Below are 12,600 nucleotides of genomic sequence, written 5' to 3'. Positions count from 1 at the left end.
AGCCACGCTCCAGCCATTCAGGATTGCGGATACCCATCATGACGCGACCGCTGACGATCGCCGCCTGTTTCGCTCTTGCCGCCTTGTCGCTGCCGGCCGCGGCCCAGGACACGCCCCCCGCCGCCGCCCCGACCGCAGCGGCACCGGTCGGCAATGCCGAATCCGGCAAGCTGCTGACCTACACCTGCCAGGGCTGTCATGGCGTGGAGGGCTACCGCAACGTCTATCCGCACTACCACGTGCCGAAGATCGGCGGCCAGTCGACCGAGTACCTGGTCAACGCGCTGCACGAATACCGCCGCGGCACCCGCCGGCATCCGACGATGGAGGCGCAGGCGCAGAGCTTCTCCGACCAGGACATCGCCGACATCGCCGCCTTCCTGTCGGAGCTGACCCCATGAGCCGCCCCCTGCCCCGCGCCATCGCCCGTCGCGGCGTCCACGCCTGTGCCGTCCTGCTGGCAACCGCGCTGCTCGCCGCCTGCGGCGGCGGCACGCCCGACCCCGAGGCCCAGGCCCTGCACGCGGCGACCAAAGGCTCGTCGTCGGCAGGCCTGCCCAGGGGCACGGTCGACGCCGGCGCCCAGGCGGCGCTGATCAAGAGCGCGGCGACCGGCCAGACCTGCATCGACTGCCATGGCGAAGCCGGCAACGTACCGCTGGACCCGACCTACCCCAAGATCGGCGGCCAGTTCCGCGACTACCTGGCCCACGCGCTGCAGCAGTACCGCGACGGCACCCGCGACCACGCATTGATGTCGCAGCAGGCGGCCGAGCTCAGCGACCAGCAGATCGCCGACCTGGCCGCGTACTTCGCCGCCCAGCCGACCCAGCTGCGCGACCTGCGCGGAGTGCACTGACCGACCGCAAGGGGGCGTCGCAGAACACGACCGGACGAAGGCGCCGCCTTGCGTCCCATGCCCGGATCGCACCTGCCGGCGCGCTGGGAGACCGGATTCCGGTGGCCACCGCCGCGCGTGCCGCAGGCCTGGAGGCGGCCTTGCCGGCGTCTTCGCCTATGATGGCCAGACGCCAGTGTGCAGGCCCGGACGAGCCATGACGCAACAAGATGCGGTGACGCGGGGAACGATCGAGACGGTGCTTGCCGCGCTCGATCTCGAGGCCGGCAGCGATGCCGTGCTGGCCCGGGCGGTGCAGCTGGCAGGCGCGCATGCGGCCTGCCTGGTCGTGCTGCACGTCATCGAGGCGGATCCGGTGCCGTCGACCGCCGCCCATCTGAATGTCGCCGAGAGCGAACTGCGGGCGAGGCTGGAACGACAGGCGCTTGCCGCCATCGAGACGCGACTGGCCGGCGGCGACCGGCCGCAGCGGACCGATGTGCTGGTCGCGTTCGGATCGCCGCACGCCTGCATCGCGCAGGTGGCGTGCGAACGCCACGCGGATGTCGTCGTGATCGGACCCGGCAAGAACGGCACGCTCAGGGACAAGCTCCTGGGCTCGACGGCGGACAGGGTGATCAGGACGTCGGCCGCACCGGTCCTGGTGGTCAGGAAACCGTCGGCATCGCCTTATCGGCACCTGGCCGTCGCCGTCGACGGCTCGCCGCAATCGGCCGACGCGGCCATCGAGGCCCGCAGGCTGGCGCCCGATGCCGCCATGCAGCTGGTCCAGGCCGTCGACGTTCCGCTCCCCTTCCAGCAGGCGATGCTGCGCGCCGGGATGTCGCGGGCCGATATGGTCCGATACCGCGCGGCACTGGTCGACAAGGCACGCGAGGAGCTGTCCGCCTTCCAGCGCGAGATGCCGGGAGCGGAGACGGCCCGTGTCCGCGTTCTCGATGGCGATCCCGGTCCCGCCCTGGTGCGTTTCTCGGAAGGCCCGCGCGTCGACCTGCTGGCGATGGGATCGCACGGGCGCGGCGCCGTGGCGCAGGCCCTGCTCGGCAGCGTGGCGCGGCGGGTGCTTGCGGAAGCCGCATGCGATGTCCTGGTGGTGACCAGCCGGCAATGACCGGACGCAGCGCCGGAAGCGATGCCGGGCGCCCGCGGGACTCAATGGAAATCACGGCTGTCGACCGCCATGTCGCCGAGCAGCCCGCTCAGGTCCAGCAGCCGCTGCGCGACCACGTGGCGCACGCCGTCGACCGCCTGCAGGCGGCCGCTGACCTGCAGCAGCCGCGCTTCCAGATACGGCCGGCGCTGCGCCTCGGCGATGCGCTGGCGGACCACCACGTTGACCATGCCGTGCTCGTCCTCGAGGGTCATGAAGGTCACGCCGCTGGCGGTCTGCGGGCGCTGCCGCAATGTCACCAGGCCGGCCACGCGCACGTGCCGGCCATGCGCAAGGCCGGCGAGTTCGCGCGATTCCAGGCACCGCCGCGCGCGCAGCCGGGCACGCAGCAGGCGCAGCGGATGCGGGCCGAGCGTGGTGCCGGTGCTGGCGTAGTCGGCGCGCATGTCGGCGGCGGCATCGGGTGGCGGCAATGCCACCGGCGCCTCGACGGCCGAGGTCCGTGGCTCGAACAGCGGCAGTTGCGCTTCCACGCCCGACACCGCCCAGCGTGCGCGGTGCCGGTGCCCCGCCAGGCCGCGCAGTGCGCCGGCATCGGCCAGCAGCGCCCGCGCCCGCGCGTCCAGCGCCGTGCGTCCGCACAGGTCGGCGAGATCGGCGAACGGCGCCGTCACCCGCGCGGCGGCGATGCGCTGCGCGTCCGCCTCGCGGAAGCCATGGACCATGCGCAGGCCCATGCGGATCGCGAACGTGGCGGGACCCGGCGCGGCCGCGCCGGATGGAAGCGCGGATCCGGCTTCGGTGCGCTCGAGCGTGCAGTCCCAGTCGCTTGAGCGCACATCGACCGGACGCACCGCGATGCCGTGGCGCCGCGCATCCTGCAGCAGCTGGTCGGGACTGTAGAACCCCATCGGCCAGCTGTTGATCATCGCGCAGGCGAACGCGGCCGGATGGTGGCACTTGAGCCACGAGCTGGCGTAGGCCAGCAGCGCGAAGCTGGCCGCGTGCGACTCGGGAAAGCCGTAGCTGCCGAACCCCTTGATCTGCTCGAAGATGCGTTCGGCGAAATCCAGCGTATAGCCGTTCCTCAGCATGCCGGCCAGCAGCCGGTCGCGATGCGGCTCCAGCCCGCCGGTACGCTTCCATGCCGCCATCGAGCGGCGCAGCGCGTCGGCCTCGCTGGCGCTGAAATCGGCCGCGACCATCGCGATCTGCATCACCTGCTCCTGGAACAGCGGCACGCCGAGCGTGCGCCGCAGCACCGCCTGCAGTTCCGGCGACGGATAGTCGACGGGCTCTTCGCCGCCGCGCCGGCGCAGGTAGGGGTGCACCATGTCGCCCTGGATCGGCCCGGGCCGCACGATCGCGATCTGGATCACCAGGTCGTAGAACCTTCGCGGCCGCAGCCGCGGCAGCATCGCCATCTGCGCGCGCGATTCGATCTGGAACACGCCGATGGTGTCGGCGCGGCCGATCATGTCGTAGGTATCGCCGTCCTCGGGCGGGATCGTCGCGACCGCCAGGTCCGGCCCGTCATGCCGGCGCAGCAGGTCGAAGCAGCGACGCAGCGCGGTCAGCATGCCCAGCGCCAGCACGTCCACCTTCAGCAGGCCGACCGCGTCCAGATCGTCCTTGTCCCACTGGATCACGGTGCGCTCGGGCATCGCCGCGTTCTCGACCGGCACCAGGGTGTCGAGCGGATGCTCGGAGATCACGAAGCCGCCGGGATGCTGCGACAGGTGCCGCGGCAGGCCGACCAGTTGCCCGGTCAGCGCCAGCACCCGCCGCAGCAGCGGATCGGCCGGGTCGAAGCCGTATTCGCGCAGCCGCGCGTCGTCCGGCATCGCCATGCTCCAGCGCCCGACCGCGCGCGCCAGGGTGTCGATCCGGTCCTGCGGCATGCCCAGCGCGCGGGCGACCTCGCGCACCGCGCCGGCGCCGCGCCAGGTGATGGCCACCGCCGCCAGCGCGGCGCGGTGCCGGCCGTAATGGCCGAACACGTACTGGATGACCTCCTCGCGCCGCTCGTGCTCGAAATCGACGTCGATGTCCGGCGGCTCGTCGCGGTCGGCGGAGATGAAGCGCTCGAACAGCAGCTGCGAACGCGACGGGTCGACCTCGGTGATGCCCAGCGCGAAGCAGACCACCGAGTTCGCCGCCGAGCCGCGACCCTGGCACAGGATGCCGCGGCCGCGGGCGAAGCCGACGATGTCGTGCACGGTCAGGAAGTAGTTCTCGTAGCCCTTGCGCGCGATCAGCGCGAGCTCGTGGTCGATCTGCGTGCGGACGCGGTCGATCTCCCCGGGCTTGGCGAGCGCGCCGCTGGCGATGCGCCGGTCCAGGCCCTCGTCGGCCAGCCTGCGCAGCCAGCTGGCCGCATCGTGCCCGGCCGGCACCAGCTCGCGCGGGTACTGGTACAGCGGCCGCAGCGAACCGAGGTCGAAGCGGCAGCGCGCGGCGATGCGCACGCTCTCGTCGAGCAGCGCGCGCGGATACAGCCCGCCGAGCACGGCACGCGGCCGCAGGTGGCGTTCGCCATTGGCGAACAGGCGCGTGCCCGCCTCCGCCACCGGCACGTGGTGCCGGATCGCGGTCAGCGTGTCCTGCAGCGCACGCCGTCCGCGCGCATGCATGTGCACGTCGCCGGCGGCGACCAGCGGCATGTCGAGCCGCGCGCCCAGCGCCTGCAGCTGCGCCAGCCGCGCGGCGTCGTCCGGGCCCAGGTGCAGCCCGACCGCCAGCCAGGCGCGCTGCGGGAACAGCGCCTGCAGCCAGCCGCCGTCGGCGATGTCGGGCACCGCCCCGGGCAGCCACAGCGCCAGCAGCCCGTCGGTGCCGCCGGCGAAATCCCGTCGCAGCAGCCGGTAGTCGCCCTTGTCGGCGCGCCGCCGCGCCTGGGTGATCAGCCCGCACAGGCGCTGGTAGCCGGCCAGCGATTCGACCAGCAGCACGCAGGCCGGGCCGTCGGCAAGGCGCAGCTCGCTGCCGACGACCAGCGGCAGCCCGACCCGGCGCGCGGCCTGCCACGCGCGGACGATGCCGGCCAGCGAGCACTCGTCGGTGATCGCCAGCGCGCGGTAGCCGTGGGCATGGGCGCGCTCGAACAGTTCGTCCGCGGTCGAGGCGCCGCGCTGGAAGCTGAAGGCCGACAGGCAGTGCAGTTCGGCATAGGCCGGCGCGGCATCGCCGGCGCTCATGCGAACAGGCCGTGCAGCATGAACTCCGACGTCGCCCCGGGCGCCGCGTGCACCCAGGCCTGCTGCCCCTGGCGGGTCTCGACGCGGTAGTAGTCGCGGCGCACGTCGCCGTCCCACCATCCGCTTTCGATGCGTTCGGGGCCGGCCAGGAACCGCAGCGGCGCGGCGCGCAACGGGACCGCCTGCGGCAACAGCCAGCCCGGACGTGGCGGCTGCGCGCTCGTCCCGGCCGGTGCCTGCGACGACGCCGGCCGCGATGCATGTTCCGGGCGATGGTCGGCATGCACCTGCAGCCCCTGCACCGCCGCGTCGCCGAGCCGCCCGCGCAGGCGTTCGCGCAGTTGTTCCCACGGCATCGACTGCTGCGGGCGGGCATCGAACAGTTCCCGGTGTTCCGGTGCGAACGCGGGCAGTTCGCGGGCGATCAATCGCAGGCCGCGGACCGGGGCCGGCACCTCGGCCCGTTCCAGCCGCATGCGCGCGACCTCCAGCAGCATGCCGGCCTCGCGCTCGGTGCCCAGCAGGCCGACGCCGACCACGGTGTCGGCATGGTGCTCGTGCTGCAGCCGCAGTTCGAAACGCTGCACGCCACCGTCGCGGCCGGCGAGGTAGGCGGCCAGGTCCGCGGTCAACCGGCGCAGCGGGAACAGCAGCGCCTGGTGCGACTCGACCTCGAAGCCGAGTTCGACGCGGCCATCGAAACGGTCCGGCGGCCGGTACCAGGCCAGCGGCAGCGGCGCCTCGCCGCTGATCCGCTGCAGATGCCGCAGCACGTCGGCCGGAAAACGTCGTCCCAGCCCGGCGCGCGGCAGGGCCAGCACGTCGGCCACCCGTCGCAGCCCCATCCGGGACAGGGCGGTGGCGACCTCGGGCGCGAAGCCGGCGCGCCGCAGCGGCAATGCCGCGACCGCCGCGCGCATCGCCCCGGCATCGGCGATCGCCAGGCCGTCATGGACATTGGCCAATGCCCGCGCCGCCGCCGGATGCGGCGCGGCGACGATGCGGTGGCGGAAGCCGAGTGCGTCCAGCTCCGTGCGCAGCCGCGCCTCGAACCGCGGCCAGGGACCGAACAGGCCGAGGCTGGCCTGGACCTCCAGCACCAGCGCATGCGGGAATGCCAGGCTGACCTGGGAACTGAAGCGGTAGGCCCAGGCGGCGAGGAACCGCTGCCAGTGCGCCGGCGCGTCGGGATCGTGGTCGAACGTGACCAGGTCGGCGGCCAGTGCCCGCGCGGCCATCAGCGTCAGCCCCGGACGCAGGCCGCGCGCGCGGCCCGCCGGGTTCACCGCATGCAGCACGCGCCGCTGCGCGGGCCCGGCGACCAGCGCCAGCGGCGTGTCCGCGGCGTCGCGGCGGCGGCGCAGCACGGCGTCGAGCGCCAGCTGCGGCAGCAGGATGCAGGCCCAGCGCATGCGCCGCTCACCCGCCCGCCAGCGCCGGCAACGGCAGCGGCCGTGGCGGCGCCAGTCCACCGCGGCACTTGAGGATGCGCAGTTGCGCCGGGCGGGCGTCGATCGCGATCCGCAGCGCGGCCGGCGACGGATTGCGCGCCGCATGCGCGGGACGCGTGGCGAAGGCCAGCGTACGCCCGGTCTCGGCCGCGACCTGCAGCCGCCGCAGCGCGCGGTCGTCGGCCGCGGGCGGCCAGCACAGCACCGCGCCGCAGCTGCCCGAGCGCAGGCACTGCTCGGTGGCCCACAGCGCATCGCGCGGGTCGTCGGCCACCACCACGTGCAACTGCCGCAGGTCGATGCCCGCCGCCTGCCAGGCCGGCGCGAACGGCCGGTAGGGCGGCGCCACCAGCACGAGCCGTTCGCCGGCCCGCGACAGCCGTGCCAGCGCCGGCCACAGCAGCTGCAGTTCGCCGATGCCGTCGGCCTCGGGCAGCAGTTCGGTCAGCGCCGCCTCCGGCCAGCCGCCGGTCGGCAACGCGGCATCGAGCGCGGCGTGTCCGCTCGGCTGGGCGCCGGTCGGCGGCGCGGCATGCGGCCGCCCCTTCCACAGCCGGCGGTCGTCGAACAGCGCATCCAGTGCCGCCACGGCGACCATGTCAGCCGCGGCGCACCAGGCCACAGAACACGCCTTCGAGCGCGAACGCCTGGTCGGCCCTGACCTCGATCGGCGCATAGGCGGGATTGCGCGGCAGCAGCTGCAGCACCCCGCCGCGCCGCCGCAGGCGCTTGATGGTCAGTTCGCCATCGAGACGGGCAACGACGATCTGGCCGTCGTGCGCATCGGCCGCGCGGCGCACGCCGACCAGGTCGCCGTCGAGGATGCCGTCGTCGATCATCGAGTCGCCCTGCACCCGCAGCAGGTAGTCGGGCGGCTGGGAGAACGTGCGCGCATCGAGGGCCAGGGTGTCGGAGAGGCCGGCATCGGCGCCGATCGGCAGGCCGGCCGCGACCCGGCCCAGCACCGGGACCTGCAGCAGCGCCTGCGTTCCCCCGACCGGACGGATGCCCCGGGCCTGCCCGGCGGTGACGGCGATCAGCCCCGCTTCGGCCAGCGCCAGCACGTGCTTGCGGGCCGCCCCGCGCGAGGCCAGGCCGCAGGCCGCGGCGATCTCCGCCAGGGTCGGCGGCTGGCCCTGCACGGCGACCCGTTGCCGGATGAAGTCGAGGATGCGGCGACGGCGGGAAGCGGGATCGATCATGGAGTACATATGTACTCCATGGCGGAATCGCACGCCAGCATTTCCTTGCCGGCGCCTTGGGCAGGGGGCCGGAAAAGCCTTGCATTCAGGCTTTCTGCTTGTTGTTTTTCAAAGTCCTATAAGACATACATGATGCTATATGTGTGCATTCCCCGGGCGTCGCTGCTAGCATGCGCCACCCCTTGGGGAGTAGCCGGCTTCCGCACCGCGGAAGCACCTGCGTCAACACACTCGGTCCGTTGCGGCCGTGGCGCAGGTCACCCGTCCAGGTTGGCGAGACCAGCGGTATTCCGGCGCAACGGAGGTTGGGCGTGCCGGCATGCCGTTGTCCGTCCCCGCCCCGGCCTGCGAGTTCCCATGTCCCTGCTTTCGATCCTGCTGCTCGGCTTCGCCATGTCGACCGATGCCTTCGCCGCCGCCGTCGGCAAGGGCGTCGCGATGCAGACCCCGCGCTTTCCCGATGCCCTGCGCGCGGGCCTGATCTTCGGCGTCATCGAGGGACTGACCCCGGTCGTCGGCTGGGCGCTGGGCCTGGCGGCCGCCGCCTACATCACCGCCTGGGACCACTGGATCGCCTTCGTCCTGCTGCTGGTGCTCGGCGGCCGCATGATCCATGCCGGCCTGAAGGCCGAGGGCAACGATCCCGAACCGCCGCAGCGCCACGGGTTCTGGAACCTGGCCGCGACCGGCTTCGCCACCAGCATCGACGCGATGGCGGTCGGCGTGGGCCTGGCCTTCCTCGACGTCAACATCGGGCTGGTCGCCACGGTCATCGGCATCTGCACGCTGGTCATGGTGACCACCGGAATCATGCTCGGCCGCGCGCTGGGCACCATTGCCGGCCGGCGCGCGGAGATCGTCGGCGGCCTGATCCTGGTCGGCATCGGCAGCTTCATCCTGTACGAGCATCTCTCCGGCGCCGGCGGTCTGCCGCTCTGACGTGCCGGTGACGCCGCTGCGCCGCCGCCGGCGCCCTCGGGTATAACAGCCTCCCCTCTCCCTTCAGGCTGGCCCATGCGATTCGAGGATGTCTACGTCACCGCGACCGGCGCGTATTTCCCCGGCGATCCGGTCGGCAACGACCGCATCGACGACTACATCGCCCCGCTCAACGCGATGTCGCCGCGGATCAAGCGCCGCATCCTCGGCGAGAACGGCATCCATACCCGGCACTACGCCCTCGACACCGACGGCAACAGTACCCACAGCGCCGCGCAGCTGGCCGCGGCCGCGGTGCGCGACTGCATCGGCACCGATGCGTCCGCCTTCGCCGGCATCGACCTGCTGGCGGCGGCCTCGTCCTGCGGCGACCTGATCCTGCCCGGCTTCGCCAACCAGGTGCAGGCCGAACTCGGCGCGCCGGCGATGACCGCCGCCAGCCACCATGGCGTCTGCGCATCCGGCATGGCCGCGCTGCACCATGCCGCGCTGGCGCTGCAGGCCGGCAGCCATCGCGAGGCCGTGGTCGCCACCGCCGAGTTCCCGTCGCGGCTGTTCAAGCGCTCGCGCTTCGCGCCGGCCGGCTACAACGCCGACTTCGACGCGCATTTCCTGCGCTGGATGCTGTCCGACGGCGCCGGCGCATGGCGCCTGTCGCGCAACCTGCCCGTGGCCGGCATCGCGCTGCGGCTCGACCACCTGCACCTCAAGTCGTTCTCCGGGGAGCTGCCGCTGTGCATGCAGGCGGGCCTGTCGGCCGGCGGCCGCCGCTGGGGCGACTATCCCGACTTCAGCGCCGCCGACGCCGACGGCGCGATGCTGCTGCGCCAGGACATCCGCCTGCTGCCGCAGCTGTTCGACGTCGCCACCCACGAGTACGTGCAGCTGGCCGAGGCCGGGATCGTCGACCCGGCCGCGATCGACCACTTCCTGTGCCACTACTCGTCGCGGAAATTCGCCCCGGTGGTGCGCCGCTGCCTGCAGCTGGCGCAGCTGGAGATCCCGGAAGCGCGCTGGTACAGCAACCTCGCCTTCCGCGGCAACCTCGGCTCGGCGTCGATCTTCACGATGCTGCACGACTTCCTGCGCGAGCGGCAGCCGCGACCGGGCGAGCGGATCCTGCTGTTCGTCCCCGAGTCGGGCCGGTTCAGCGTGGCCTTCGCGACCCTGACCGTCGTCGAGGCCGGCGATGCGACAGCGTCCCGGCCCCCCGCGCCAGCGGCCGCAACCCCGGCGCCGGCGGCCGACGCAGCCGGGGCCGACGACCTGCCGCCTCCGCCGCACAGCGCCGATCCCGACACCCAGCTGCCGGAGGTCGCGCGCCTGCTGCGCGAGCTGGCCCTGGTCTGGCACGACTACCGCAGCCGGGTCTGGCGGACGCCGCTGGTGCGCCGGATCCTCGACGGCAGCGTCGGCAAGGCCGACTACGTCGGCTGGATGGAGCAATGGGTGCCGCAGGTCCGCGAAGGCAGCCTGTGGATGCGCGAGGCCGCCGACCACCTGACGCCGAAGTACGCGGTGCTGCGCGAGACCGTGCACCACCACGCCGACGACGAACAGTACGACTACAACGTGCTGTTCGAGGACTACCGCAACGCCGGCGGCCGGGTCGCATCGCTGGACGCGTTGCGCCGCAACCCCGGCGGCGAGGCGCTCAATGCCTACCTGCACGCGCGCGCGGCACAGCCGGACGCGGTCGGCCTGCTCGGCGCGATGTACATCATCGAAGGCACCGGCCAGCGCATCGTGCCGGCGCTGCTGCCGCTGCTGCGCCAGCGCCTGGGCTGGCTCGGCAAAAGCTTCCGCTTCCTCGCCTACCACGGCGAGAACGACGTCGCCCACCTGCAGCGCTGGCTGCAGGCGCTGGAGGTCGCGATCGGCATCGGCGGGCGCGAGGCGGCCGACGAGATCCTCGAGGATGCCCGCCATGTGGCGGTACTGTATGCGCGGCAGCTGGCGATGATCCGTTGAGCGCCGCGGACCGTGGAGCGGGGATCGCTCCACCGGACACGGCGCCGGAGGCTTTCCGGCAGAGCAGGCACGAGCAGCGCGCTACGAGGAAGACGCGATGAGCAGGACCGAGGACTGGCTGAACGCCGCGCACGATCCGCGCGATCCCAATCCGTGGCTGGCGCTGTACCTCGACGCCAGCGGGCCGCTGGCCGACGACGTCAAGCGCGCCTGGCTGACCGATGCCGCGTCGCGTTCGCGCCAGTTCGTGCTGCCGGTGGTGCGGCCGCTGGCGAGGCTGTCGATCGTGATGATCCAGTTGCTGAAGATCGTGCTGCCGAAGCGCTTCACCTCGTCGAAGTGGCTGCACCGCACCATCGTCTGGGGCATGGCCACCTTCGTCAGCCCGGAGGCGAACTGGCTGATCCTCCGGCATTTCCACCTCGGCTCGCAGGTGCTGTCCTTCATCGGCCGCAACGCCCTGCCCGACCGCGAACTGCCGTCGCACCCGCTGAGCCCGCCGGACATCGCCGCGCTGCGCGACGACGTGTTCCTGCAGCACGACCTCAACCTGTTCAACTTCATCATCGACCTCAACCGCGAACTCGGCGGCCAGCCGATCCGGCCACCGGCCGAGCTGGATTTCTCGATGATCCGCCAGCCCGGGCTGCGGCTGGAGGACATGCCGCGGCGCTGGACCAACTTCATCGACCTGCAGACCGCGATCGAGGTCTACACCCCGGTCTACCAGCTGTTCCTGACCGACAACGACTTCTGGCGCGCGACCAACTCGTTGCAGCTCGACGAGATCGTCGGCATCTATGCCGCCACGCTGCTGCAGCGGCCGGACTACCTGGTGTTCCTCAACAACAAGCATCCGCTGGTGCCGCTGACCACGCTGCGCGCCGGTTTCCGCCTGGTGCTGCACGGGCTGTCGACCGAGATGCTGCACGCGCTGCTGAGCCGCGCCAAGGCGCAGGCGCCGCAGCCGGTCGCCTAAATGCGAGGCTGGCAGTCATCTGCCGGTTCTTTCCCGGTTCCCGGGATTTCTCGAGGTCGGGGCAACGCCCCGGACGCCAGGACCGCGCCCGGGACGACAGAAGAACGCATGAGGCGTCTTGTCTCCTGCCCGGAGACCAGTCAAGAAAAAGGCCGCGACGGGCGCGGCCTTTCTCATCGACATGGACTGCCGCGCTTACGACTGCAGCGGGATCACCCGGATCTCGACGCGGCGGTTCAGCGCACGGCCCTGCTCGGTGCTGTTGTCGGCGACCGGGCGGGTCTTGCCGAAACCGACGATCTCGAAACGCTGGCGCAGCAGGCCCTGGCCGATCAGGTAGTTGCCCACCGCATCGGCACGCTGCTGCGACAGGCGCTGGTTGACCGCATCACTGCCGACGCTGTCGGTATGGCCGGAGATCTCGACGATCGTCTGGTCGTACTCCTGCAGCGTGCGGGCGACGTTGTTGAGCGCCGGGTAGAACTGCGCCTTGAGATCGGCCTTGCCGAAGTCGAAGGTCACGCCGTCGGGCAGGTTGAGCTTGATGACGTCGCCCTCGCGGTCGACCTGGATGCCGGTGCCCTGGGTCTGGCGACGCAGTTCGGCTTCCTGACGGTCCTGGTAGGCGCCGATCGCGCCACCGGCAAGGCCGCCGACACCCGCGCCGACCATCGCGCGCTGGCGGCGCTCGGTCGCGTCGGAGCCGCTGAGCAGGCCGGCGACGGCACCGATGCCGGCACCGATCAGCGCGTTGTTGCGGGTCCGGTTGGGATCGTCCGGGGCATTGGTCTGGCCGGTGTAGCTGGCGCAGCTGGTGAGCAGCAGGGCACCTGCGATCGCGGTGGTGATCATGCTGGTCGAACGGGCTGTGATCGGTTTGCCCATGGTCGG

The 12,600-nt window shown here is 72.1% G+C and carries 11 protein-coding genes; 6 read left to right on the top strand and 5 right to left on the bottom strand.

The annotated features are described in order from the left end of the window. Positions 1 to 38 precede the first annotated feature (38 nt). From LDO26_RS01815 to LDO26_RS01805, 3 genes are all read left to right on the top strand, one after another. Positions 39 to 401 (top strand): c-type cytochrome, encoded by a 363-nt coding sequence (locus LDO26_RS01815; RefSeq protein ID WP_232129351.1) that lies wholly within the window; start codon positions 39 to 41, stop codon positions 399 to 401. An 8-nt stretch (positions 402 to 409) separates the two neighbouring features. Beyond that, the gene (locus tag LDO26_RS01810) at positions 410 to 859 is read left to right on the top strand and encodes a c-type cytochrome (protein WP_435594014.1); all 450 of its coding nucleotides are present in this window, start codon (positions 410 to 412) and stop codon (positions 857 to 859) included. 196 nt (positions 860 to 1,055) lie between these two features. Beyond that, positions 1,056 to 1,970 (top strand): universal stress protein, encoded by a 915-nt coding sequence (locus LDO26_RS01805; protein WP_232129350.1) that lies wholly within the window; start codon positions 1,056 to 1,058, stop codon positions 1,968 to 1,970. Between the two features lie 41 nt (positions 1,971 to 2,011). Here the strand turns inward: LDO26_RS01805 and LDO26_RS01800 are convergent, their stop codons facing one another. From LDO26_RS01800 to lexA, 4 genes are read right to left on the bottom strand one after another with little or no spacing between them, the layout of a single operon-like run. After that, entirely contained in the window at positions 2,012 to 5,167 is a 3,156-nt protein-coding gene (locus LDO26_RS01800) for an error-prone DNA polymerase (RefSeq protein ID WP_232129349.1), read from the bottom strand. Beyond that, complete coding sequence (locus LDO26_RS01795) at positions 5,164 to 6,579, bottom strand: Y-family DNA polymerase (RefSeq protein ID WP_232129348.1); 1,416 nt, start codon at positions 6,577 to 6,579, stop codon at positions 5,164 to 5,166. The genes LDO26_RS01800 and LDO26_RS01795 overlap by 4 nt, the downstream gene beginning before the upstream one ends. Positions 6,580 to 6,586: 7 nt before the next feature. Then, positions 6,587 to 7,216, bottom strand: coding sequence for a translesion DNA synthesis-associated protein ImuA (imuA, locus tag LDO26_RS01790; protein WP_232129347.1), 630 nt, complete (start codon positions 7,214 to 7,216; stop codon positions 6,587 to 6,589). A gap of 1 nt (position 7,217) precedes the next feature. Next, positions 7,218 to 7,829: a transcriptional repressor LexA gene (gene lexA / locus LDO26_RS01785; RefSeq protein ID WP_435594009.1), complete on the bottom strand. Its 612-nt coding sequence runs from the start codon at positions 7,827 to 7,829 to the stop codon at positions 7,218 to 7,220. Between the two features lie 348 nt (positions 7,830 to 8,177). Here lexA and mntP point away from each other — a divergent pair, with 348 nt between their 5' ends. From mntP to LDO26_RS01770, 3 genes are all read left to right on the top strand, one after another. Further along, the gene (gene mntP, locus LDO26_RS01780) at positions 8,178 to 8,759 is read left to right on the top strand and encodes a manganese efflux pump MntP (RefSeq protein WP_232129346.1); all 582 of its coding nucleotides are present in this window, start codon (positions 8,178 to 8,180) and stop codon (positions 8,757 to 8,759) included. Positions 8,760 to 8,834: 75 nt separating this feature from the next. After that, complete coding sequence (locus LDO26_RS01775; RefSeq protein WP_232129345.1) at positions 8,835 to 10,730, top strand: iron-containing redox enzyme family protein; 1,896 nt, start codon at positions 8,835 to 8,837, stop codon at positions 10,728 to 10,730. 97 nt (positions 10,731 to 10,827) lie between these two features. Beyond that, on the top strand, positions 10,828 to 11,709 hold the full coding sequence (locus LDO26_RS01770) for a DUF6999 family protein (RefSeq protein ID WP_232129344.1): 882 nt from the start codon (positions 10,828 to 10,830) through the stop codon (positions 11,707 to 11,709). A 195-nt stretch (positions 11,710 to 11,904) separates the two neighbouring features. On the opposite strand, the gene LDO26_RS01765 is transcribed toward LDO26_RS01770, so the two are convergent. Continuing rightward, the gene (locus tag LDO26_RS01765) at positions 11,905 to 12,594 is read right to left on the bottom strand and encodes a YiaD family glycine zipper/OmpA-like lipoprotein (RefSeq protein ID WP_232129343.1); all 690 of its coding nucleotides are present in this window, start codon (positions 12,592 to 12,594) and stop codon (positions 11,905 to 11,907) included. Between the last annotated feature and the right edge of the window lie 6 nt (positions 12,595 to 12,600).

It is taken from the genome of Proluteimonas luteida, from assembly GCF_021191695.1.
In the GTDB taxonomy this organism is placed as follows: Bacteria; Pseudomonadota; Gammaproteobacteria; order Xanthomonadales; family Xanthomonadaceae; genus Luteimonas; species Luteimonas luteida.
The sequence above is the reverse complement of the archived record's forward strand: the minus strand, read 5'-3'. Positions and strand labels throughout refer to the sequence as shown.